Origin of the sequence: Exiguobacterium sp. s16, assembly GCF_018618115.1 — a bacterium.
GTDB lineage: Bacteria > Bacillota > Bacilli > Exiguobacteriales > Exiguobacteriaceae > Exiguobacterium > Exiguobacterium mexicanum_A.
This window is the reverse complement of the sequence record NZ_JACSLM010000001.1, coordinates 313,586-336,899: the sequence shown is the minus strand read 5'-3', so window position 1 is coordinate 336,899 and position 23,314 is coordinate 313,586. Positions and strand designations below refer to the sequence as shown.

Annotated in this window: 27 protein-coding genes; 7 read left to right on the top strand and 20 right to left on the bottom strand. The window is 52.4% G+C overall.

What is annotated here, in order from left to right; translation table 11 throughout:
* Window positions 1–14: 14 nt before the first annotated feature.
* The 4 genes from KNP86_RS01760 to KNP86_RS01745 form a co-directional block, all read right to left on the bottom strand.
* A complete protein-coding gene (locus KNP86_RS01760) occupies window positions 15–254 on the bottom strand; it encodes a hypothetical protein (protein ID WP_034776991.1) in 240 nt (79 codons plus the stop codon).
* 69 nt (window positions 255–323) lie between these two features.
* Complete coding sequence (locus KNP86_RS01755; protein WP_034776989.1) at window positions 324–884, bottom strand: NADPH-dependent FMN reductase; 561 nt, start codon at window positions 882–884, stop codon at window positions 324–326.
* On the bottom strand, window positions 877–1,590 hold the full coding sequence (locus KNP86_RS01750) for an alpha/beta fold hydrolase (RefSeq protein ID WP_214752622.1): 714 nt from the start codon (window positions 1,588–1,590) through the stop codon (window positions 877–879). The genes KNP86_RS01755 and KNP86_RS01750 overlap by 8 nt, the downstream gene beginning before the upstream one ends.
* Window positions 1,590–2,159, bottom strand: a complete 570-nt coding sequence (locus tag KNP86_RS01745; protein WP_034776985.1) for a GNAT family N-acetyltransferase — start codon at window positions 2,157–2,159, stop codon at window positions 1,590–1,592. Before KNP86_RS01745 ends, KNP86_RS01750 begins: the two co-directional genes overlap by 1 nt.
* A gap of 151 nt (window positions 2,160–2,310) precedes the next feature.
* On the opposite strand from KNP86_RS01745, the gene KNP86_RS01740 reads away from it, so the two are divergent.
* Window positions 2,311–3,042 (top strand): hypothetical protein, encoded by a 732-nt coding sequence (locus KNP86_RS01740; protein WP_034776983.1) that lies wholly within the window; start codon window positions 2,311–2,313, stop codon window positions 3,040–3,042.
* A gap of 273 nt (window positions 3,043–3,315) precedes the next feature.
* Window positions 3,316–3,603: an FHA domain-containing protein gene (locus KNP86_RS01735; RefSeq protein ID WP_029595769.1), complete on the top strand. Its 288-nt coding sequence runs from the start codon at window positions 3,316–3,318 to the stop codon at window positions 3,601–3,603.
* 53 nt (window positions 3,604–3,656) lie between these two features.
* Here KNP86_RS01735 and KNP86_RS01730 read toward each other — a convergent pair whose 3' ends face one another.
* The 7 genes from KNP86_RS01730 to KNP86_RS01700 all read right to left on the bottom strand — a co-directional run bounded on the left by KNP86_RS01730 (window position 3,657) and on the right by KNP86_RS01700 (window position 9,257).
* Complete coding sequence (locus tag KNP86_RS01730) at window positions 3,657–4,919, bottom strand: PTS ascorbate transporter subunit IIC (RefSeq protein WP_214752620.1); 1,263 nt, start codon at window positions 4,917–4,919, stop codon at window positions 3,657–3,659.
* Between the two features lie 32 nt (window positions 4,920–4,951).
* Window positions 4,952–5,218, bottom strand: a complete 267-nt coding sequence (locus KNP86_RS01725; protein ID WP_034776979.1) for a PTS sugar transporter subunit IIB — start codon at window positions 5,216–5,218, stop codon at window positions 4,952–4,954.
* Window positions 5,215–7,239 (bottom strand): BglG family transcription antiterminator, encoded by a 2,025-nt coding sequence (locus tag KNP86_RS01720; RefSeq protein WP_214752618.1) that lies wholly within the window; start codon window positions 7,237–7,239, stop codon window positions 5,215–5,217. The genes KNP86_RS01725 and KNP86_RS01720 overlap by 4 nt, the downstream gene beginning before the upstream one ends.
* A gap of 170 nt (window positions 7,240–7,409) precedes the next feature.
* Window positions 7,410–7,601 carry a hypothetical protein gene (locus KNP86_RS01715; RefSeq protein WP_034776975.1) on the bottom strand — a complete coding sequence of 64 codons (192 nt, stop codon included), beginning with the start codon at window positions 7,599–7,601 and terminating at the stop codon, window positions 7,410–7,412.
* Complete coding sequence (locus KNP86_RS01710) at window positions 7,598–8,131, bottom strand: hypothetical protein (RefSeq protein ID WP_214752617.1); 534 nt, start codon at window positions 8,129–8,131, stop codon at window positions 7,598–7,600. The genes KNP86_RS01715 and KNP86_RS01710 overlap by 4 nt, the downstream gene beginning before the upstream one ends.
* Window positions 8,128–8,712, bottom strand: coding sequence for a phosphatase PAP2 family protein (locus KNP86_RS01705; protein WP_214752615.1), 585 nt, complete (start codon window positions 8,710–8,712; stop codon window positions 8,128–8,130). Before KNP86_RS01705 ends, KNP86_RS01710 begins: the two co-directional genes overlap by 4 nt.
* Window positions 8,712–9,257: a phosphatidylglycerophosphatase A family protein gene (locus KNP86_RS01700; RefSeq protein WP_214752890.1), complete on the bottom strand. Its 546-nt coding sequence runs from the start codon at window positions 9,255–9,257 to the stop codon at window positions 8,712–8,714. The genes KNP86_RS01705 and KNP86_RS01700 overlap by 1 nt, the downstream gene beginning before the upstream one ends.
* Window positions 9,258–9,430: 173 nt before the next feature.
* Between KNP86_RS01700 and KNP86_RS01695 the strand changes: the two genes are divergently transcribed.
* Window positions 9,431–9,940 carry a YjcG family protein gene (locus KNP86_RS01695; protein ID WP_034776969.1) on the top strand — a complete coding sequence of 170 codons (510 nt, stop codon included), beginning with the start codon at window positions 9,431–9,433 and terminating at the stop codon, window positions 9,938–9,940.
* A 2-nt stretch (window positions 9,941–9,942) separates the two neighbouring features.
* Here the strand turns inward: KNP86_RS01695 and KNP86_RS01690 are convergent, their stop codons facing one another.
* Together KNP86_RS01690 and fabI are read right to left on the bottom strand one after the other, a co-directional pair.
* On the bottom strand, window positions 9,943–10,131 hold the full coding sequence (locus KNP86_RS01690) for a hypothetical protein (RefSeq protein WP_021066964.1): 189 nt from the start codon (window positions 10,129–10,131) through the stop codon (window positions 9,943–9,945).
* A gap of 85 nt (window positions 10,132–10,216) precedes the next feature.
* Complete coding sequence (fabI, locus tag KNP86_RS01685) at window positions 10,217–10,990, bottom strand: enoyl-ACP reductase FabI (RefSeq protein WP_131433674.1); 774 nt, start codon at window positions 10,988–10,990, stop codon at window positions 10,217–10,219.
* A gap of 149 nt (window positions 10,991–11,139) precedes the next feature.
* On the opposite strand from fabI, the gene KNP86_RS01680 reads away from it, so the two are divergent.
* Window positions 11,140–12,306: an FtsW/RodA/SpoVE family cell cycle protein gene (locus KNP86_RS01680; RefSeq protein WP_034776964.1), complete on the top strand. Its 1,167-nt coding sequence runs from the start codon at window positions 11,140–11,142 to the stop codon at window positions 12,304–12,306.
* Window positions 12,307–12,346: 40 nt separating this feature from the next.
* Here the strand turns inward: KNP86_RS01680 and KNP86_RS01675 are convergent, their stop codons facing one another.
* From KNP86_RS01675 to yjbM, 3 genes are read right to left on the bottom strand one after another with little or no spacing between them, the layout of a single operon-like run.
* Window positions 12,347–13,213, bottom strand: coding sequence for an RluA family pseudouridine synthase (locus KNP86_RS01675; protein WP_214752613.1), 867 nt, complete (start codon window positions 13,211–13,213; stop codon window positions 12,347–12,349).
* Window positions 13,214–13,216: 3 nt separating this feature from the next.
* Window positions 13,217–14,014, bottom strand: coding sequence for an NAD kinase (locus KNP86_RS01670; protein WP_034776962.1), 798 nt, complete (start codon window positions 14,012–14,014; stop codon window positions 13,217–13,219).
* An 11-nt stretch (window positions 14,015–14,025) separates the two neighbouring features.
* A complete protein-coding gene (gene yjbM / locus KNP86_RS01665) occupies window positions 14,026–14,670 on the bottom strand; it encodes a GTP diphosphokinase (protein ID WP_034776960.1) in 645 nt (214 codons plus the stop codon).
* A 106-nt stretch (window positions 14,671–14,776) separates the two neighbouring features.
* On the opposite strand from yjbM, the gene KNP86_RS01660 reads away from it, so the two are divergent.
* Complete coding sequence (locus KNP86_RS01660; RefSeq protein WP_200881479.1) at window positions 14,777–15,358, top strand: CYTH domain-containing protein; 582 nt, start codon at window positions 14,777–14,779, stop codon at window positions 15,356–15,358.
* 85 nt (window positions 15,359–15,443) lie between these two features.
* The gene (locus tag KNP86_RS01655; RefSeq protein WP_034776958.1) at window positions 15,444–16,217 is read left to right on the top strand and encodes a DsbA family protein; all 774 of its coding nucleotides are present in this window, start codon (window positions 15,444–15,446) and stop codon (window positions 16,215–16,217) included.
* A gap of 222 nt (window positions 16,218–16,439) precedes the next feature.
* Here the strand turns inward: KNP86_RS01655 and pepF are convergent, their stop codons facing one another.
* The 3 genes from pepF to cls are packed head-to-tail and all read right to left on the bottom strand — an operon-like array spanning window position 16,440 to window position 20,845.
* Window positions 16,440–18,242 (bottom strand): oligoendopeptidase F, encoded by a 1,803-nt coding sequence (gene pepF, locus KNP86_RS01650; protein ID WP_214752611.1) that lies wholly within the window; start codon window positions 18,240–18,242, stop codon window positions 16,440–16,442.
* Between the two features lie 17 nt (window positions 18,243–18,259).
* A complete protein-coding gene (locus tag KNP86_RS01645; protein WP_214752609.1) occupies window positions 18,260–19,321 on the bottom strand; it encodes a competence protein CoiA in 1,062 nt (353 codons plus the stop codon).
* Between the two features lie 12 nt (window positions 19,322–19,333).
* Window positions 19,334–20,845, bottom strand: a complete 1,512-nt coding sequence (gene cls / locus KNP86_RS01640; RefSeq protein ID WP_034776952.1) for a cardiolipin synthase — start codon at window positions 20,843–20,845, stop codon at window positions 19,334–19,336.
* A gap of 81 nt (window positions 20,846–20,926) precedes the next feature.
* On the opposite strand from cls, the gene KNP86_RS01635 reads away from it, so the two are divergent.
* Window positions 20,927–21,649 carry an SDR family NAD(P)-dependent oxidoreductase gene (locus KNP86_RS01635; protein ID WP_214752607.1) on the top strand — a complete coding sequence of 241 codons (723 nt, stop codon included), beginning with the start codon at window positions 20,927–20,929 and terminating at the stop codon, window positions 21,647–21,649.
* 68 nt (window positions 21,650–21,717) lie between these two features.
* On the opposite strand, the gene KNP86_RS01630 is transcribed toward KNP86_RS01635, so the two are convergent.
* Window positions 21,718–23,288 (bottom strand): IS3 family transposase gene (locus KNP86_RS01630; protein WP_214752605.1). Its coding sequence is split into 2 segments (ribosomal slippage): window positions 21,718–22,649 and window positions 22,649–23,288, totalling 1,572 coding nucleotides; the frame shifts between segments, so codons are not numbered across the junction.
* Window positions 23,289–23,314 lie beyond the last annotated feature (26 nt).

Sequence of the window (23,314 nt, the reverse complement as noted above, 5' to 3'; positions counted from 1 at the left end):
TTGCGTCGTGAACATCAAAATAGGGCGATGAACTGTTGGAGCGAATAACGATCTCCTTCGACGATGAACGTATCGTCCCCGGCGACCGGCTCGAGGAAGAAACGTTTCTCTCCATCGGCCTTCACGTATCCGAAAATATGGCCCGTCTGATAGAATAATTCCACAATCGTGACCCGGCCGAACGTCATCCCGTCATTGATGACTGCCCGGTCCTCTAACTCGCCGCCATTGTACAGTTCAATATACGTTTCCATTTTTGCTGTCGCTCCCTTTGTGTTTGTTTTCACAATTCATTTCTATCAAACAATCAGGGCGACTTCAAGTTAATTTTTTGCTTGACGCTTCCAAAATTCAATCCAATTGTAATACTCCGATAATACTCGGTCGATTTGTTGCCGCGACTTTTCATCATGCAATCCAGTATCATCAATCTTTTCTTTACAATGCGTGATAAAGATTTCATTTCCTGGTAAAACGTTAGCACGATTTGTGGCAAATACTTGACGGAGATGAATTTGACATCGCGCCGTCCCGAGCATGCCCGGAGACGCCCCGGCAATCATGACCGGTTTCTCACGGAGCGGCGTGCCTGGTTCGAGCGACAGCCAATCGATCGCGTTCTTCAACACACCCGGGATGCTGTGATTATATTCCGGGGTGACGACGAGCAGACCGTCCGCCTCACGCACAGCTCGTTTGAAGTCGCGCACGACTTCGGGTTCATCCGGGTCAATCAAGTCGTCGTTATAGAGCGGCATCTCAATCGAAGCGATTTCGACATCGAAGCGGTCACGGCCGAGCTCGATAATCGAGTGGAGCAACGCCGTATTGAACGACGCTTTCCGAAGACTCCCTGACACGGCGACAAGTTTGAATTTAGACATGTCGCACCTCCTTAAGCCAATCGTTGATGAGTCGCGCTTCTAATTCAGGCTCCTCCATCATCCCCATATGGCTGCTTGGGACGGTTTGTTTCGTGTGATGTTCTGCGCCTAAGAAAGCACGATCCGCGCCCATGTTCGGATCCTTGTCCCCATAGAGGAATAGTCCGGGCAATCCCGTTTCACGCACGGTCTCCGTTTCGTCGCCCCGATCGCGGATCGCGAGCTGGGCAGACATGACCCCTTCCTTCGACATCTCATACCCGATTTGTTTCGCGCGTTCAATCAAGCTAGTGTCGGAATCAGCCGCAAACACGCCGGGAATCATCGTATCGATGAACGGATGGACCCCTTCTTCCATCACTCGTTCGATCGCTTGATTGCGTTTGGCTTTTGCTTCTTCCGGGTCAGCCGCTGCCGTCGAGTGGATCAAACCGAATCCCGACAACTCGGTCGGATAACGGCGGACGAGGTTTGTCGTGATGTAGCCGCCGAATGAATGGCCGAGCACGATCGGCCGGTCGAGTTCTCGGAGCCGCATCTCGGCGACCACCCAATCTGCGAACTGGTCCATCGTCTCAGGTCCTGCTTCGGTTCCAGCATGACCTGGCAGCGTCAGCGCATATACTTCCGCATCAAGCAACGGGATAAGTTCCTCAAAATAGTCAGGTGACCCACATAAACCGTGTAACAGCACAAGTTGTCTCATCATCTTTCCTCCCTCTCATTCCATTCCTCTTTCAAGAGACGATACATCGTCAAGTCCATGAAACGGCCATGACTATAGGCATAATCATGAAGTAGCCCCTCTTCCGTGAATCCAAGCTTCTGCACCAACCGGTTCGACCCTTCGTTTTCCGGGGCGACGAGCGCCGAGATGCGATGAAACTTGAACTCGTCGAACCCGTGCCGGATGACGGCCGATGCCGCCTCATGCGCGACGCCGCGACGCCAGTGGTTCGGCGCAACCTCAAAGCCGATCTCGGCACGAAAGTATTGGGGCGTCCAGTTATGAAAGCCGATGGTCCCGACCAGTTCGTTCGTCTCACGGTCGCAGATCGCCCAGCGGATCGCTTTGCCTTGTTGAAACTGGTCTTTGAAATAAGCGATAACGTTCTTTGCCTCATATACGGCCAATAAAGGGTCAGACCCGTAATAGCGCATCACTTCCTCGGTCGAGAGAATCACATAGAGCGCCCTCGCGTCACGGGGTTCGAGTTCTCTTAAGATGAACCGACTCGTTATGAGTTCAGGAAAACTTTTTTTCAACCCCCACATATGGAATCCGCCTTTCTGGTTCTTTTCCTCAATTATAACCATTTTCCCAAAAAAACCATCATCTCAATCCTCCCGAACCGCTCAAACATGGCGCACTCGATAGGGATTTGCTAAAATCAAACTATAGTGACTTTGAACTGAGGGGATAAACATGTCAAAACAGTTGTTCTATATTAAACAAGACCGAGAACTGCAACGTTTTACACTTCACGGCGTGACGCTGAGCGATGTCACCGAGGCGCTATCACTCGCTCGCCCGATGATCATCTGTCGCACGGACATAAAAGGGATGAGACAGTCGTCCCGGACCCGGTTTCGCTATATCGAGGCGCACGAACTGTCGACGTTCTCGACGAAATACTTAAACAATCAAACAAGCTTCACTGCTATCGACTTTCCCGACTACCACCTGCTCGAATCGTTATCAGACCATGAAATCGCCGAGATTTTGTTCCTCAGCCACATGGAACGAGGTTTGAAGGGGCCGTTCCTCAACTCGATTCAAAACGAGATCGCTTTCTTCAACGAGTCGAACGACCGTCACAGCAGCCTCTACATCAGAGACTGGTCGACGATTAGCCAGTTTCTCCAAAGCGTCTTGCAAAGCAAACTCGATCGGGACATCCGTAACATCAGTTTCGTCCCCATCCCCCTCCCGGTCATCGATGAAATTTTGGCGTTGTCACCGCAAGGCCTGATCATCGACTTTGACCATACGAAACGGAGTCTATTCAATCGCCAAGTGTCGATCGCCTTCTATGTCGCGGGACGTTACGAGGACATGTCCGTCCTCGAGGAAGACTTTGACGCGAAGAAGGAATCGATTGCGTTGAAGGGACAATTGACGTATCGCCGGCGCACGTGGGAGATCGAACGCTTTTGAGTTCATCCCTGCATGAATCTTTGTCGAACCTGATCCCATCAGGTTCTTTTTTGTTATCCCGCCCATACGGATTACACCTTAAATCCCTCAGCGATGCGCCTGTGACACTATTTTTAAAAATTGATAACAAATTGTCTTAATTTTTCGTTAAATTAAGTCTTTTCTTTTATCGCGAGGACGGTATACTAGGAATAACCTTCTGGAGGAATGGAAGGCAATATAGAGAAAGCGAGGTGAAAATCTATTCATCATGCGGATGGATAGATACACGAGATGGAACAACTGAAAGTACAGGGAATGTCTTCGTTCACCAAGTTTGCGACGAATGGAAAAATGCTGAAACTAAAAGATGCAGTAGCCGGCGAGCAACGGATTTCGCTTCAAGAAGCGACCGATATTCAAGTATCGATGCTCGACGAGGACCATTCGCGCTTCACTATATTCGGTCAGTCACACCCGCTCGTTGAACTGACCCTTCCTCACCATTCTTGTGAAGTGTTACATGCCTGGTTATTACACAAGTTAAAACGACAAAAAATCAAATTGGCCTCAAACGCCTGAAACAGTAGAAAGACCACGTCCGTTCGGACGTGGTCTTTCGTTTGGATTCAACTTCATGTGAACAAGGAGACGAACCAACTGATGAGGATCCCGACGAGTGCGAAGTCCGAATCACCGAACGTCGTGCTCTCAAAACCGAGGTTCCCGAGCAGCGGCAACAACATGGCCGGCAAGAAGCTGATGAGGAGACCGTTGGCGAACGCACCTAAAATCGCACCGCGTCGCCCTCCCGTCGCGTTCCCGAACACACCAGCCGTCGCTCCCGTGAAGAAGTGAGGAACTAACCCCGGTACGATGATCGCGAGCCCGAACAGCGGGAGGAAGAACATCGAAATCAATCCTGCCGCAAAACTGACCAAGAAGCCGATGATGACCGCGTTCGGAGCGAACGGGAACACGGTCGGACAATCCAGTGCCGGTTTCGCGTTCGGCACCATCTTGTCAGCGATCCCTTTGAACGCCGGTACGATCTCGGCAATCAACATCCGTACCCCGGCGAGAACGATATACACACCAGCCGCGAACGTGATCGCTTGAATGATCGAGAAGACGATATAGTTCGAACCGCCCGATAATTCATTCTCGACAAAACCAGGACCAGCGAAGATGGCCACGACCACGAACAAGAGCGTCATTGTCAAAGAGACGGCGACCGATGTGTCACGCAGGAATCCGAGTTGCTTCGGCACTTGAATGTGTTCCGTCGAATGCTCTTTGTTGCCCGCATACTTGCCGATCGTACCCGAGACAAAATATCCGAGCGAACCGAAATGCCCAATCGCGAAGTCGTCCGACCCCGTGATTTGACGGACGAACGGTTGCAACAGCGCCGGGAACAGGACCATACACAACCCGAGCAACAGCGAACCGACCGCGACGAGGACGACTCCTTCAAGGCCTGACACCGACAGAATCGCGGCGAGCAAACTCGCCATGAACAACGTGTGGTGACCCGTCAGAAAAATATATTTGAACGGTGTGAATCGGGCGAGCACGATGTTCATGACCATCCCGAACACCATGATCATCGCCGTCTCGACGCCGAACGCGTCTTGAGCGACCGCGACGATCGCTTCGTTATTCGGGATGACCCCGCGAATACTGAACGCCTCGTCGAACATCTGCCCGAATATATCAAGCGCCGCGATGATGACCCCGGCCCCGGCCCCGATAATGACGAAGCCCATGATCGTCTTCAACGTCCCAGAGACGACCGATGCCACATCTTTCTTTTGAAGCACAAGACCAATCAAAGCGAACAGACCGACCAAGATGGCAGGTGTCCCTAGTATGTCTCGCATAATTAAATCAAGCATTCATTGTTCCCCCTTCCGACCCCCGAAGTCGTTTACAGTTTACCTTCTAGTTGCGCCTTGATCCCTTCAATGTCCATGACGTTCTCAAGAGCCACGATTTCACGCGTCCCGTCATCGAGCGTACCGATGATGTCTTTGGCCCCCAGATAAATATCGGCCGGTTCCGTACGTGCCGTCGCGATATCCGTGTGCGACACTTCTGCCTCGGCACCCATTTGATCAAGCGCCTTCTTCACATTCAACTCCATGATGAAACTTGAACCGAGCCCGTTTCCACATACAACTAAGATTTTTTTCATGATTGTTCCTCCTCTGAATATTTGTTGATGACTGGTAACATGTCGTCACTCGTCTGGGCGGACAACAACGTCGCCAAATCGGCCTCGTTGCCGAGCAATTCCGTCAGTTGGGCGAGCGCCTTCAAATGTGTCGTCTGGTCGATGGCCGCAAGTACAAAGAAGAGCCGGACCGATTTGTTTTCGGGGAAGACGACCGGGTCTCCCACTTTCAATACGCTCATGCCGAGCTTTCGGACCCCGTCCTCGGGTCGGGCGTGCGGAATGGCCACGTCAGGCATGAGGACGATATACGGTCCGTGTTCTTCTACGTTGTCAATCATCGTGTCGATATAACTCGTCACAATCGATTCGTTCGCTTCGAGCGGCTTGGCCGCTAGACGGATGGCCGCTTGCCAATCCTCGACTTTGTCTAGCACTTGAATATTTTCTCGCGTGATCAGTTCATTTAGCACCGGCTGTCCCCCCTGGTGTACAGTTTGAGTCGTGTCTGCATACAGCAATGCCCGCAAATCTTGGCGCAGTTGCCGTTCGTTCGTGACGGTCGCATGTTTTTTTACGACTTGCAACACGTCGTCGAGTTGAACTGTGACGTGCTCGCCCCGTTTTAAAAATCGTTGCTCGATTTGACGCTTCAACTGGATTTGTTCAAGCCGTGTCGGCAACGCTGGGACAAGTGTCACATTCGCCAACTCATGAATCGTTCGCGGCAACGGGACGGTCGTGAAAATCAAGTCGACGAGCGGCGCGTACTGCTCGACGTCCCGCTGCGAGATCGGCGGTAAAAAGACAATCTCAGGAAATTGATTCTTCAAAATATGGTCGAGCATGTGCGAGACGCTAATCCCGCTCGGACAGACGACGATGGCTTTCATCTGCTCATCGAGGTGCTGTCCTTGTTGATGGAGATGCGCAGCAAAATGGAGCGTATAATACATGACTTCCGTCGCCGGAACGGCTTTGCCGAGACGTTGCCGGAACGGCTCGAGTGATCGCTCTACGAGCACGTTCAACACTTTGTGTTCTTTCATGACATAACGTTCGAGCTCTTCGGGTGCTTCGAGCCCTGTGTAGACGCGTTGCATCGTCGCTTTCGAATGAAGCACGAGTTTCTCGCACAGTGCTTCCCGCTCGATGATGAACGTACAACTGAGAAGTTCGAACCGTTCGATCACATCCATCATGACGCTAGCCAATTCGTGTTGTGTCGCCTCATCCATCTCTTCCTCGACTTTCGGTCCGCTCTTGATCAGCATATCGAGCGTCACCCAAAGATGAGGCATTTGACTGAAGTGGTGCCGGAGCGCGTCGTCCGTGTTCTCCGCCATGACGTGATCTTCTTCGTCGGTGGACGTAGGCAACGCCATTCGGCTTCCGAACAAGAGGAAGTAGGCGAGTTTTTCTCGATGGCTCTCGACCAAGCGGAACTGTCGAACCGTCTCGTACGTTTCGAGTTGGTGAAGCAGCTCTTCATATTCCGTCTCCCAATCCGCGAGCACGGCACTGACAAGACGCTCCTTCGTCGAACGGGTGACGAGACGTTCAATCGTCCGATATAAATACAAGGCGATTGTTTGTGGATGTCCGTTTACGTGATACCCCGACTTCCGGGTATAGGCGAAATCGAGACCGAAATGCGCCGCGCTTTTCTTCACACCGTTCAAACTTTCTTGCACCGTGAATTTGGAGACGTCAAGGAGTTGTTGAAAATGGAACGCCGATAAAAACTCTCGGTTGACCAATGTGAAGAACACGATCAGCAATTCGCGCTCTTCTTCAGCCCAAATCAATCCTGCTTGTTCAAACCGCTCCGTCAGCTCGGGAGTGAGCGTCAATTGAATCGTCGCCCCGTCCGTGTGCATGTCCGGCAGTCCACAATCGACCAACCATTCTTGAATCCGCTCCAGCTCATACTCGATGGTCCGTCTTGAATACGGGAGCATCAGCTCGAGCGATTCAATCGTCACTCGTTGTTCGTGCATGATGACGCTCAGGATTCGCTTGCTCTTTTCATTCAATAACATGGTAGTGGCCTCCTACACGTTTAGTATAAGCGAGTCTCGTCTAGATTATGTAAGCGTTTACAACAGAGTTTTCGGGTCACCGTCCCCAAACTTCTGTCTCTTGTCGTGCGACCAGAAAAAAGAGGCACAGGACCTCATTTGTCCTTTGCCCCTCCTTTATCCGTAGCCGCTTATTCTGTCGAACCGGCTTCGTTCTTCCGATAAATTGTGACGCCCCCGTGTTTCGCTTCCCCGACGACTTCAAACATCCAGCCCTTGTCAATCAACAGCGAGCGGACCGTCAAAAAATCGTCTTTTGGCACGAGTAACTCTTCGACCGAACCGTCGAGTAGTGCTTGGATCTTTTGTTCCCACTCGTTCATCGTACGTCACCTCTCTCCGCTTGTTGTCGGTTCGCCCAAGCGAACAGCCGTTCACTTGTCTGCATCACCTTTCCCGGTACGCATACGTCATCTGGCACGCGGGGATGCGACGTTATCGCCTCATCGATGGCGAGTATGACCGGTTCACCAAGTTCCCGTTCAAGGTAATCCGCTGCGAACGCGATTCGTTCGTGGTCTGTCGTGACACCTGCGTCGCGCAGGGCGCCTTCATAGGCCTCATCCCGCTCATTGTCCTTCATCAATACGCCCCCCGATTCAAGGATGGCGAACGGGGGCTTCGCATCGACATGAAACACTTCATAGGCGCGATACGACGCCTCATCACACGACAAAAACGGCACGAAGCGGTGTTGCCCTGTCCATTTCTTCAGTTGGAACAATGTCCGCATCGTGGTGAACGATTTGGCTCCGGACGCATCCTTTTCGACCAGGATTGTCGGCACTTCCGCCGCATCAGCCCGGTCGCGGTCCATAAACAACCATGTTTCGACTTGTGTTACAAGAATCAAATTTGTTTCCTCCTTACCATTTCTGATCCCGCCACGATGACAAGGGCGACGAGCCAGCCTCCGATGACGTCACTAAAATAATGGACGTTCAAGATGACCCGGCTGAACGAGACGGCCAACGTCAGTGTGACGAGCAGAATCAAGCCGGCGACGGTCTCATTCCGTCGATACACCAATACGGCGAGCAGTCCATACAACGCGAGTGACCCTGAGGCATGACCGCTTGGGAAACTGTACGTCGTCGCGTCGAGCGCCGCATCGATCGACGGCCGGTCGATACCATAGATGAGTTTCAGCCCTTGCGTCACAAGTAGCGTCGTAATGACGACAATCGGTAAACGAAACGCCTCGAACCGGTCGCCCCGCCACAAAAAATAAAGCATGCCGATAAACGACAGGCCGATCAATACCTTCACGCTGCCGAGCTCGGTCACATAGACGAACAGCGGACCGGCGAGCGGGTCAAGCGTAGACGTGACGAACCGATCAACCGGCACCACCCAACCTAAAACAACGACCACCGAGAAGAGCACGAAACTGATCGCCCCGGTGATCGCCAACATGTTTGAGCGCGGTGTCATTAATACAAGCCTTTCCGTTCCCGCATCTCGTCTTCGCCAAAGTCGGTCATATCGCGCAAGCGGTGCGCCAAGCGTCCCGATGCGTTCGCCGCGATCGCGCCGACGAGGTCGTCCATGAACGTATGGACTTGACCATCTTCCATTTTCGTGTCGAGCTGTTTGATGATGCCGATTTTCGCTTTGTCTAAGTATCCGAACGTCGTGACGGCGATGGAACCATATGTGTTGACGGCCCCGATGGCAATCGTCTCATCGACACCGAACAAGCCCTCGTCCGATGCCACGATTGATAGCAGTGGCTCGGACAACTGTCCGCGTTCGGCGAGAATATCAAGTTCTGATCCGACGAGAATCGCATGTTGGAGCTCTCGTTTATCTAACACGGCCTCGACCGATTCCGCGCAGTCTTTCAATGACAAGTGTGGCGAATACGGCGCCTGCATTTGATAGACGATCTCGGCGATCGATTCAATCGATACGCCCCGTTCAATCAAGCGAGCCCGTGCGGCCTCGCGTACGTCTCGTGAGTGTGGTACATGTTTCATCATCTAGGCGGGAACACTCCCGCTACACATCCTTTCATCTCGAGAAGGTTTCTCCCGAAGTACTCAACCTCTATTATACTGAAAACTCGAAAAAAAGACTAAGCCCGCTTTGACTTCATTCAATAAATCGGTCATCATAAAAAAGTAGACCACTTTATAAAGGGGGAACTGGAATGAAGATTGGGGTAGTCTTATTTCCATCAAAACAAGTTCAAGATTTCGCCAACTCGTATCGGAAGCGGTACGATACGAAGTACGCCTTGATTTCACCACACGTGACAATCAAGGAACGCACGGAGATTGACGAAGCCGATTTACCGAAAGTGCTCGAGTATTTGCAACAAGTCGCGGACTCGACCAAACCGATCCAATTAAAAATCGATGGGGTCCGCTCGTTCGCACCGACGAACAACGTCCTCTACTTAAAAGTGTTGCCGACGCGCGAACTGTCAGCGCTCCAAGACAAGCTCCACGAGGGGCTTCTCAACCAGCCTCCCAAATACGAGTTTCTCCCGCACATCACCATCGGGCAAGATTTGACCGATGCCGAACTGTTCGACGTGCTCGAACGGATGCGCATGGAGCAAGTTCATTTCGAGGAAACGGTCAACCGTATGGCCGTCATGTATGAGCTCGAAAACGAAACATGGAACGTCTATGAGACGTTCCGGTTCCGCGGATAAGATTACACGCTCCGGTCGACAAATCGACCGGGGCTGTTTTGTTGTTCGGCTTCTAGCCATTCTTCTTGGCGCGGCCGGATGCGTTGGACACGCTGAATCCGCGTGACCGGCTCGATATTCGCCCGTTCTGTCGGTTGAACTTGGCGATTTCCATATTGGACGACCGTGAAATCAATCTGATAAGGACCCATGATCCAACCTCCTTCACAGGTCCTTACCCGAAATCAGGTCGGAATAATACAAAAAAGAGCGCATCGCTGCGCCCTTCCCCTATATTTACAAAATATGATAACCGCTGTCGACGTGGATGACTTCTCCTGTCACACCGCTGCCCATGCTCGATAACAAGAACAAGCCCGTCGAGGCCACTTCTTCTGCCGAGACGTTGCGACGCAGTGGCGCCTTCTGTTCAAGCTCAGACAAAATGCTGTTAAAGTCGCCGACACCTTTGGCCGATAACGTGCGAATCGGTCCTGCCGAGATCGCGTTAACGCGGACGCCGTGAGGTCCGTACTCGTTCGCCAAGTATTTGACGCTCGAGTCGAGAGCTGCTTTCGCGACACCCATCAAGTTGTAGTTCGGGACGACGCGCTCACCGCCGAGGTACGTGAGTGTGATGACCGAAGCGTCTTCTGCGAAATACGGCTTGGCCGCTTTGACGACTGCCGTCAAACTGTACGCCGAAATGTCGAGCGCTTGCGCGAACTGCCCGCGCGTCATTTCCGAGAATTCGCCGCGTAGTGCTTCTTTGTCAGCGAATGCGATTGAATGGGCGATCCCTTGAATCGGCCCTGCTTGTTCGTGAATCGTACGGAACGTCGTATCGATCGCTTCGTCGTTCGTGACGTCGCATTCTAAAAGTAGGGCCTCTCCGTTCAAATCGGCCGCAAGCGACTCAAGACCTGATTTGAAGCGTTCGGCCGCATACGTAAGGACGAGCTTCGCACCTGCCGCGTCGAGCGTCTTCGCGATCGCCCATGCGATCGAGCGTTTATTGGCAATTCCCATGACGACATACGTCTTATTCGTTAACGTTGGATAGATTGACATCGTAAACTCCCCTTTTTAGTACCTGGTTATAATATCTGTTATCAGATTACAGAATGGTGTCTGTTTTGTCAACTAGCGCGTAACGTATTGCGATTTTTTTAACTTACGGTAAGATAAAATACGTATAGAAAGGGTGAGACGACTTCATCATGAACCGCATTCAATCTTATTTAAGAAGTTTAGACACGACACTTTTGACAATCGTCTTTTTCTTGATGGTCATAAGCCTAGGCGCCATTTACACGGCACAACCGATGTTGCCGACACGATTACAACATATCAACTTCGCATTCGATCAAGGAATCCGTTACATCATCGGGTTCGTGGCCATGTTCGCCATCATGACGATCGAGTACGAACAGTTGCGAAAAATTCACTGGTATCTCTATTCCTTCGGGCTCTTGCTGCTAGTGGGCTTGATACCGCTCCGAGATACGACACTCGTTCCAAACATCAACGGGGCGTACGGCTGGTACAACGTGCCAGGTTTCAGTTTTCAACCGGCCGAATTCATGAAGTTGTTTTTGCTCATCTCCATGGCTACGATCGTCTACGACCATAATAAACGCTACGGCTCATCCCAACAGGATACGTGGCTGTTAATGAAACTCGTCCTACTCGCCATTCCACCGCTCGGACTGATTGTCACGCAACCGGATTTAGGGACCGGACTGGTTCTCATCACGATGCTCGGGGCCATCATCATCGTCTCCGGAATCGGCTGGAAATGGTTGCTCGGTCTGTTCAGCGCCGCTGCCGTGACGATCGGCGGTTTCATGTACTTGTTCTTCTCCCATTTCGAGGTGTTGCAAAGCTTTGTTCCGGGACACGCCTTGAATCGATTCCAAGCGTGGATTTATCCGTATGAGTATTCCGACGACTTGGCGTTCCAATTGATTAAATCGCTTCAGGCGATCGGGTCCGGTCAAATGTTCGGGGCCGGCTACGGTCAAGGTTTGGTCTATTTGCCGGAGTCGCAGACCGACTTCATTTTCGCCGTCATCGCTGAACATTATGGGTTCATCGGTGCGGCCATCGTGATTATCGTCTTCTTCCTGTTCTTATACCGGATGATTCATATCGCGCTTGAAGCAAGCAGTCCGTTCGGCAGTTACATCGTGACCGCAGTCATCGCCATGTTCACATTCCAAATTTTCCAGAACATCGGCATGACGATCGGTGTCCTTCCGATCACCGGTCTGACGTTACCGTTCATCAGTTACGGCGGGACCGGGATCATCATGAACATGATTGCCATCGGCCTCGTCATGAACGTCGCGTCGAAATCAAAATCGTATATGTTCGACGACGATTGAAAAACAGTCCCGCGCTCAGCTGAGTGCGGGACTGTTTTTATTATACTTCAAGTCGAAAATCATGCGGGTATGTCGCCTCAATGACGAGTCTCTCCCCCGTCATCGGGTGGCAAAACGTCGCCGAGGCGCTGTGGAGCGCGTGGCGGTCGAGTACGGTCTTACCACCGTACATCGTATCCCCGAGGAGCGGATGCCCGATATGGCGCAGATGGACGCGGATTTGATGCGTCCGCCCCGTCTCGAGGGCGATCGTCAGCGCTGTATATGCCTCGTGCGGCTCTGCTTCGAGAATATGGGTCACGGCGTGCTGTCCGTCTGCCGTCACGATTCGTTCCATGATTGAATCTGGGGCACGGCCGATGGGAGCGTCAATCGTCTGTGGCGAAACCTCACCTTCGACGAGAGCGAGATACGTTCGTGACAAGCCCCCGGTCTGTTGCAATTCACTGAACTGATGGTGCACGTATGCATATTTCGCGAATAAGACGACGCCGCTCGTGTCACGATCGAGTCGATTGATGACGTGAATCGCCGACTGCAATCCGTTTCGCTCGTAATATCCGAGCACCGCATTGGCAAGCGTGTCGTCGGGATGAAGCCGAGACGGGATCGTCGCGATCCCAGCCGGTTTATCGACGGCGAGCAAATAGTCGTCCTCAAACAGGATCGTGAGCGGGCGTGACGAGCGGACCATCGTCTCCGCCGGCTGTTCGACCGGGAAATGGACCGTCACATCATCTCCTTCGCTGATGTCATAACGTACCGTCCGCGGCTCTCCGTTGACGAGGATGAGCCCCCCTTGTTTGATTTGGGTCAACATCTTGCGCGAGATGCCGCAGTCTGTCATTAAAAAATCGCGCAGCGGGACGTTCGTCCCCGCGACGCGATGCAATGTGAATCCGTACATCGGTTACTTCCCTTCCTCAATGAACGATTCCCGGACCCGTCGCCAAAATGGGAACGGGCGGAACCGGGCAAATGTCACTTTTTCTTTCGCGACCGCACAGCGAATCGAGCGCACGTTCGACCACGACAATGCTTCTTGGTGATCGAACGCGAGTTCGAATTCTGTTTTCGTGTGCGGCTCGATCTTCACTTGATGATGCTTCGGCAACAAGAGCGGTGAACCGATCGTCCGGTACACCAAGTTATTGATTGACGCCATCTCCGTCACTTGGATTGCTTCAATCGACGGATGGACGATGGCACCCCCGAGTGCTTTGTTATAGGCTGTCGACCCGGATGGTGTCGAAATACATAACCCGTCACCGCGGAACGTCTCGAAATAATCGTCGCGAATCGACAAGTCACAGACGAGCGTACGTTTATAGTTTTTAATCGTACACTCGTTCATGGCGAGTTGTCGTTCGGTCGTCCCGTCCTCGTAATCGATGAGCACCTCGACGAGCGGATAAGACACCGGTTCGAACGATTCGCTCGTGATCATTTCCGTCAACTCGTCGAGCTCGTCTGGTTGCCAGTCGGCGTAAAAACCGAGATGGCCCGTATGAATCCCGACGAGCAGCGTATCATCGAGCCGGTCGATATATTCGTGGAACGCTTGGAGCATCGTCCCATCCCCACCGACCGAGACGACGATCCGCGGCTCTTTCGAGACCGAATGCCCCGCTTCGGTCAATTTATTCGTCAACTCGCGCGCAATATCGGCCGAACGCGCGTCTCCCCGTGCTACAATCGCAAACTGCATGCCTTGGCCCCCTAGTCTTGGTCCGTTTGGACGTTCATTTCTTTATCCCGGAACACTTGCTGTGCATCTTGAATCTCGACGCGGAGCTGACTCATCTCGGCATCGAGCAAAAATGCCGCTTCAGCCGCCCGGCGCAGGCGCTCCTGCACCTCGACCGGCATATCCCCGTCGTATTTATAGTTGAGCGAGTGCTCGATCGTTGCCCAAAAGTTCATCGCAAGCGTCCGCACTTGGACTTCGACTAGCGTCGGGAACTCGCCATGAATCGTTTGAACCGGGTATTCGAGAATCAAATGGTAAGAGCGATAGCCCGATTCCTTTTGGTTCGTGATATAGTTACGTTCCTCGACGATTTTAAAGTCGGTCCGGTGATGGAGCAGTTCAAGGACGTGGACGATATCGTCCACGAATTGGCACATGATGCGGAGTCCGGCAATGTCTTGCATCTCCGTCGACAACTTGTCGTAAGGGATTTGCTTTCGCTTCGCCTTCTCGAGAATGCTACCGACCGGTTTGACCCGTCCCGTGACAAACTCGATCGGTGAGTGGTCATTTTGAGATTTATATTGTTTCCGAATCGCCTTGAATTTAACTTTCAGTTCATCGACCGCGATTTGATACGGCACTAAAAATTGATCCCAATCCATTGATTGCATATGCTGTCACCACTTTCGTTCATTTCGGAAACCCTGCTTTTTCCGTATGTATCCGATTGTATGGTATCATAAACGAACAATTGTTCATAGAATGGAGCGATGATTTATGACCCAAGAAGTGGAAATTGAATTCAAATCGATGTTGACGAAAGACGAGTATGAGACCTTGCTCACCGCCTACGATTTAACGGACAAAGTGAAATGGCAGGCGAATGACTATTTCGATACACCGACGTTCGAACTGAAGAAGCACGGCGCCGCTCTACGGATTCGCGAGAAAAAACATGGCCAAGTGTTGACACTCAAACAACCGCATGACGTTGGACTGCTCGAGACACATGCCCCAATCAATGAGGCAGAGGCCGAGAACTTGTTTAAGTACGGCATCATCCACGATGACCAAATGAAAGAGGCGCTCGCCGCGTTCGACTTGTCCGGCCCGCTCGAACATCTCGGTCGCCTTGAGACGAAACGCGCGGAAATCGAGACGCCAGATGGTCTGCTCGTCCTTGACGAAAGTCATTATTTGGAGATTCACGACTATGAAATAGAATTTGAAGTGACCGATGAAGCGAAGGGCAAACTCGCGTTCGAACAGCTTCTTCATCGCCATGGCATTCCCCTCCGGCCCGCCAAAAATAAAATCGTTCGATTCATGGAAGAAAAGATGCGTCGAAATCAAGGTTGAGCAGATACGTTGCCAACCTTTTTTTTTCGTTGCTACAATGAGCATACGATATATTTGATTTTTGTTTACGAGAGGAGGCGACACAATGGAACTTGAACAATGTAATGAGTCATCCTGTTCATTGGAAGAATCTTCTATCCAAGTAACATATAAGCCATTAGAGTTATTCTATTTCATGGACATCTCAGATCCAGACGGGCTTCACGTGATGACACTCATTAAAAAACTCGAACTGGAATACGGGCACTTGATTCGTTTCCGTATGGTTTCGACGGTTCCTAGTTGTGTTGGCGGATGTCAAGAAGAGGTTCGCCTTCTCACGATGATCAAGGCTATGGAGTTACAAGGGAAACGTCATGCGATGCGCTTCATGCGCCATCTGCATATTAACGATATCTTTTTGAAGGATGGCTCTAGCGACAGCGACTTATGGGAAATTGCCCGCTCGTTCGTCAGTTATGGACTCGACATCGATGAGTTGGCTGCCGATATCCAATCCAATCAACTGCTGAGCGCACTGGCGGTCGATCATGAGATCTTGAAAGACTGGGAAATCGAATCGCTTCCCGCCTTGACGTTCGTCACGCGTGACGAGGCGCTCAAAATCGAAGGACTCTATCCTTATGACGTCTATCAAGCTGTCATGGCCGAACTGCTCGGCTATGTACCGACCCGTGAGACCGATTGGAACGTCGAGAAAGTGTTAGGACACTATGACGCCTCGACGATTACCGAGCTCGCTTTCATTTTAGAGCTCGACAAGCCTGTCATCGAAAGAGAATTAAAAAAACTGTCGCTCCAACAACGTTGCCGGCCTGTCCCGGGCTGCAGCGGCGAAGCTTGGGCGACGAATAAATGACACAAAAAAACCCACGGCCGGGGAGCCGTGGGTTTTTTGCGATGTTCTCCGCGGGGACGGAAAACATCGTACCCGAGTATCTATACAGATCACAGGTTGGGAGAAAGTTTACGGTCAATAAAGGGGTTTGTGATTGATTTCACACTTATAATATACCGAGACGAGCGCACCGTGACAAGCACTTTGTTCATATTGTCACATAATGTTCACGCCCCGCTTCTTTTATTGGAAAAGTAACGCTTCCATCTCGTCTAGCACGGCCTCGAACTGATCGAGCGCTGCGAGCACCGGTGCTTTCGTCGTCATATCGACTCCAGCCGCTTTCAATACCTCAATTGGGTAATCGCTCGACCCGGCCTTCAAGAACTTGTCGATGTAACGACGGACGGCCGGTTCCCCTTCGTCCATGATCTGTTGCGACAATGCGGCCGACGCCGAGATGCCCGTCGCATATTGATAGACGTAGTAGTTGTAATAGAAGTGCGGGATCCGTGCCCATTCGAAGGCGATTTCCCCATCGATGACGAGCTCGTCTCCGAAGTATCGCTTGTTGAGCTCGAGGTACGTCTCATTCAAGTACTCAGGTGTGAGCGAGACGCCATCTTGGGCCGCTTTATGGATCATATGCTCGAACTCGGCGAACATCGTCTGACGGAACAACGTGCCACGGAACGTCTCGAGCTGATTGTTCAAGAGATAGAGCCGCTCTTGGCGGTCTGTGCGCGTCTTTAATAAATAGTCGTTCAAGAGCGCCTCGTTCGTCGTCGATGCCACTTCGGCCACGAAGATCGAGTAGTCCCCGTATGGATACGGCTGCGACGCCCGCGTGTAATGGCTATGGACCGAATGACCGAACTCATGGGCGAGCGTGAACAAGTTGTTGACGTTGTCTTGCCAGTTCATCAAGATGAACGGTTGCGTGTCGTACGCGCCTGAAGAGTAAGCGCCGCTTCGTTTGCCACGCGTCTCACGGACGTCGACCCAGCGTGAATCGAGACCGTCCTTGACGATTTGGACGTACTCGTCGCCGAGTGGTGCGAGTCCCTCGACCATCAAGTCTTTCGCTTCGTCATATGGGATTTTCATGTCCACGTCTTTCACGAGCGGCGTATACAAGTCATACATATGCAGCTCGTCCACACCGAGTGCCCGTTTCCGGAGCGCGACGTAACGATGCAACAAGTCGAGGCGCTCGTTCACCGCTTCGACGAGACCGTCGTATACCGCTTCCGGGATGGCGTTATGATGGAGCGCCGCTTGACGGGCACTCTCGAACTTACGGACCGTCGCATAGAAGTTATCCTTCTTCACGCTGCCTGACAACGTCGAGGCGAACGTGTTTAAATATTGCTCGTACGTGCCGTACATCGCCTTGAACGCCCCTTCGCGGACGCTACGGTCGCTCGACTCGAGGAATGTGATGTAACGGCCATGCGTCAATTCGACGTCTTCACCTTTCTCGTTCTTCACTTTCGGGAATTTCAAATCGGCGTTGTTGAGCATGCCGAACGTCGAACTCGACTGGCCGAGCACGTCACCAGCTTGAGCGAGAATCGCCTCTTCGGCTTCCGTCAACACGTGCGGACGCTCTTGCGCCAACTCGTCGAACGCATGGCGATAGACGTTGAGCGATTCGTGTTCCGCCATGAACGCCTCGATTTGACTCTCATCGATAGCGAGCAGTTCCGGCGTCATGAATGCGAGCTGAGCCGAGATTTGGGCCGCGAGCGAGCCCGCCCGGTCGTTCAACGCTTGGTAATGACTGTTCGACGTATCTTCGTCATAACGCATATGGGCGTATGTATACAATTTATGCAACTGGCGCGAGATGTCGTCGCGAAGTTGCAGGCCTTCAAACAAAGTAGAGGCTGATTCCCCGAGTTTACCTTTAAACTCGACCAAGGCCGGCACGTTTGCTTTCAATGCCTCAAAATCTTGTTCCCACGCCTGATCGTCCGCATAAATCGTCTCCAAGTTCCACGTCTCCTCGACGGGTACTTGTTTTCGTGTGAGTACTTCTGACATATGTCCACTTCCTTTTCCTAGTTTGTATACGATTTCGCCATGAATCGCTGAAACCCTTGAAATAATCGAAGATCGTGGAGAAGGGCCGTCTCTAGCGTCTTTGGGACGTGCCAATCCCGCACCGACTCCGTCATATCAAACACGTTCAAGAGTTGTCTCCATTGTACTTCAAACGCTTGGAGAAAGTCGCTTGTCGGGGTCACGTCAAACTGGCGGCACGTCTTTTCGATACTCCATGCGACGGAGTCGTCGGGACGTTCACGCCGATTCAAATAAAGCACCGTCTGAAACGTGAACGGATGGACGTGGATACCCCAAAGCGAGGATAACGGCAAATAACAGCAACTCGGCATAAGAGATGGCAACATTCCGATCGGATACAACCGGTTCAAGACGAGCCGGCGGTACTGCGTCGTCGGATAGGGCGGGGTCATCCGGCGGCGCCGGACGAGTTGAACCCATTGCTGGGCGTCGAAACGATAATAACATTCGAACGGCGAACTCGAGAATGACGATACGGTCTGCCAATGACCAACGCCACGTCGAACCGATATCGGGAAGCCAATGAAACGATAAAGTGATTGCTTGCATGGGACAAGGAGGCCATGCCGTCTAAACAGTTCGTGACGCATCCAAGGCTGCAATGAAGGCCAAGCACTAGGTTCTAATCCGCTCGCCAGCCAGACGACATCGAGTCCGTTGTCGCGATAATGTCTCGTCCGCTCGACGTAAGACTCGATTGTGAGCGTCGACGCCTGAATTTCGATGACGAGCCTCGTATCGTCGCGTCGGGCCAGCAAATCGGCACGACGTGCGCCGATGACGACTTCTTGTTCGACGGCGTAACCTTGTGTCTGAAGCCACTGCCGAACACCCCATTTGTCTTCGTGGTGCCCCGTCGACTCGCCTCGTCCACACGGATGGACATGTGCGAAATGAAGCCGTCGCCTCACACCTTGCTTGACGATGACCCGTTCCCCGCATTCTGGACACACAAAAGGGGCAAACGGTTCGATCCGCCCCCGACTTAACGTAAGGGCATCGACATACCCCCCTGTCCGATCGATGGCAAACCGCATCCCGCTTCCCCCTCATAGTAGTGGTGAAAACATTCGGGCCAATGACTCGACGAGTTTGATGAAGTATGACCGTTCCGAGAACGCTTGCAACTCCAACTCGTGTGACCCTTCAAAGTCTTTATAGAGATCTTGCTTGAGTTGATGGACGGAATTCGTGTTGTATAAGAGCGCATTCACCTCGAAATTGAGGTGGAAGCTCCTGAAGTCCATGTTCGCCGTCCCGATTGTCGCCAGCCCATCGTCGACGACGATGACTTTCGAGTGCATGAACCCTTCTTCATACAGATAAATCTTCACACCGGCGCTGAGCAGCTCCTCGAAGTACGACCGGCTCGCATAAAACACGATCTTATGGTCCGGATAACTCGGGAGCACGATCCGGACATCGATTCCGGATAGCGAGGCGGTCTTGAGCGCGCTCATGATGTCCTCATCGGGAATCAAATACGGCGAAGAGATATAGACCGATTTTTTCGCGGCGTTGATCAGCGCGAAATAGATCGACTTCATCGTCTCATACGGTTCATCCGGTCCGCTCGCCACGATCTGCACACCCCCGCTCGCGCTGCGTACCGTCTCGAGCGGTTCGAGATAAAACGGAGTGAACAGGCGCTCGCCCGTCATATAGTACCAGTCCTGCAAAAAGATCAGTTGCAGTTCCGACACCCCTTCCCCTCTGACGTACAGATGCGTGTCACGCCAGAAGCCGAACTTCGAATGTTCGCCCAAATACTCGTCACCGACGTTCAACCCGCCGGTGAACGCCTCCGTGCCGTCGATGACGACGATCTTCCTGTGGTTCCGGTAGTTCGTCTTACTCGACACGAGCGGTAAGACGACCGGGAAGAAGGCTTGGACGTGGACGCCTGCTTGCCGCATCTCGTCGAAGAACGTCCCGCTCGTATGGATCGAGCCGACGGCATCGTACAAGAAGCGGACCTCGACCCCCGCCCTCGCCTTGTCGATCAAAATGCGTTGAATTTCCCGAGAAATACGATCTTCCCGGAAAATATAATATTCGAGATGGATGTGGCGGGTCGCCCCTTTCAAGGCGGGCAACAGTTTCGAAAACTTTTCTTGCCCGTTCGTCAGCACTTGCGTATACGTGTTCGATGAGACGGGTAATTGATTGAGTGACGACGTCAAATGGAGCAATTTCTCATAATCATCGTGGGAGAACATGAGTGACGGCGACAACGTCATCGCCTTCTGCCGATAGGCGAGGTACGTCTCTTCATCGAGCATCGCTTTCTCTTTGAACATCCGCTTCCGGCGATAGTTCTGACCGAACACGAAATAAGCGAACAGACCGACGACCGGGAAGCCGAGCATGACGATCGCCCAAATGAGCGTCCGTTGCGGATTGCGGTTCTCGAGCAAGATGACGAGCAAAATGCTGAACGTCGTCAAAAAGACGAGCACCGAGAACAAGCCAATCACTTGGGAGCTCCAGTAATATGATAATACGGCAATGAGACCTGCGAGCAAAATCAGGGATAAAAGGACTTGTATGCGTCGCAACATATTATAAACTGACCCCGTTTCTATCTTGTATTATCATAATTATACAACTTAACGCCATCTTTTGAGGGGAGCGAACGAAATATGGGCACATTTTTGATTACGGGAGCGACGAGTGGGATTGGACGGGCCGTCGCCCTCCGGTTAGCAGAGGAAGGACATGACGTCATCGGCATCGGCCGAGACGAGGCACGAGGCGAAGAAATCGAGGCGGCATCCGCTCGCATCACGTTTATGGCATGCGATTTGTCCCAACCCGATGACATCGAGGCGATGATGGACGAACTCAAAGACCGGGCCATCACGTTAGACGGCCTATTCAATAACGCGGCGACGTTCGGGCGCCCCGGGACGCCCGAACGGTTGCCTGCGTCCGCGTTCGATGACGTCTTCGAACTGAACGTGCTCGCGACAAACCGACTCATCCAACGCGCTATCCCGCTCCTCGCGAATGGAGCGAGCGTCGTCAACAACGCTGCCATCGTCGGCCACGTCAAATTCCCACCGATGCTCGGTCCATACGCCGCCTCCAAAGCGGCCGTCATCGCCTTGACGAAGACGTTCGCCCATCGAATGAAAGGCAAAATCCGCTTCAATGCGGTCTGTTTCGGTCCGGTCGACACCCCGCTCAGTCACAAGTTGTACGGCGGGGAAGCCAAGTTCCAAGAGGCGATGACCCATCATTTCCGGGGACATGCCGCTAAACCGGATGAAGTGGCGCCGGTCGTGACCTTCTTGTTGAGTGAGGCGTCGAGCTATATCAACGGCCAAGCCATTACGGTCGATGGGGGCTATACCCTCTCATAATGCACAGAAAGGAAGGGGTCTTTGAACTGCTCCCCGTCAAGTAGACAGGGCAAATAATGAAAACCGGACTATGCGGCTTGAGACCTGTATTCTACAGGGCTCAAGCCGTTCAGTCGTTTCTGGAGACGATCATGGTTGTAGAACGATATGTAGGTCTCGATGGCCGATGTGAGTTCGCTGTAGGCCTGGAACTCACGCAGGTAGTACATCTCGACTTTCAGGGTACCCCAAAAACCCTCGATCGGGGCGTTGTCGAGACAACGTCCGACCCGGGACATGCTGTGGGTCAGCCCCGCGTCTTCTACCATGCGTTTGAACCCTCTCGAGGTATATTGGAACCCTCGGTCGCTATGGATCATCGGACTCGCTCCTGAACGGAGCCCCGCGATGGCTGGGATCATCGTCTGGAATACGAGCGCGTTGTTGTTGGATTTCCCGATGCGATAGGCGACGATCGAGCCGTCATAGAGGTCGATGATTGCGCTCAGATATGCCTTCCTTCCGGCGCCATATTTGAACTCGGTGACGTCGGTGCACCACTTCTCGTCCGGTCGGGACGCGCTGAATTCTCGGTTCATCAGGTTCTCGGCCACATGCTGCGGGGATGACTTTTTGTACCGTTTTCGCTTCTGGCGGATGACCGAACGGATCTCATGGATACGCATGAGACGATAGATGCGCTTCTCGTTGTATGCCGGCAGGCCATGCTGGCGTCGTCTCCGGTTGACCGTCATGGTGATCCGTCGATAGCCGTAGGTCCCGTTCACCTGGTCGTAGAGGAGGCGGATGTCCTCTAGTAGGCTTAGGTTCTCCTCCTCGCGTACCGAGACGGTACGCTTCAACCATTTATAGTAGGCGGCCCGTGAGACCTGCGCGATTTCACACAGGAGCACGACCGGGAACGTATCGGTCGTCGACATTTCCTCGATCGCCATGTAACGTAATTGTAGCCGGATTTGGCTGATCAACCTCTCCTCTCGATCTCCTCTAACTTTTTTAGGAACAGGTTCTCGGCCCGCAGGCGCTCGTTCTCCCGCTCGATCTGTTGGATGCGACGTTCGAGCTTCTCTTCGTTGGTCAGTTCCTCTTCTTGCTTCGTCCGTCCGCGCCGGTCCTCGAGCCCGTGCACGCCGTCGGCGTCATATTTTTTCGTCCAGCCGTAGACCTGGTGGTACGACACGGCGAATATCTCGGCCGTCCGTTGATAGTTCCGTCCATTGTCCAGGCAATACCTGACGATCTCCATGCGTTCCTCGAATGTGGTCTTTCTCCCTTTTGTCATAGCTCGATCCATCCCTTTTCTCGAATCTGTTAACTCGCTATGACTAGTATACTTCTTGATCCACCGATATAGAACCGAACGACTACTGATTTGATGTCTGGAGAGGACTTCCACCATGGTGACCCCGTCGAGATAGTCACGTACGGCCGCTATTTTCTGTTCCTTTGTGTACAGTTTCCATATCCTCGACTCCTTCAAGGCGTCGATTCCGCCGGTCTCGAATTTTACTTTCCACACCCGGAGGGTATGCTCAGAGACGTGATGAGCCTCCTCGATTTCCTTCCACGTATATGTTCCTTCTTCCATCATTCGTAGTGCACTCAGTTTTTGTTCGATTGAATGCCGACTTCTCGCCATAAAAAAACACTCCCCAATAGAATAAA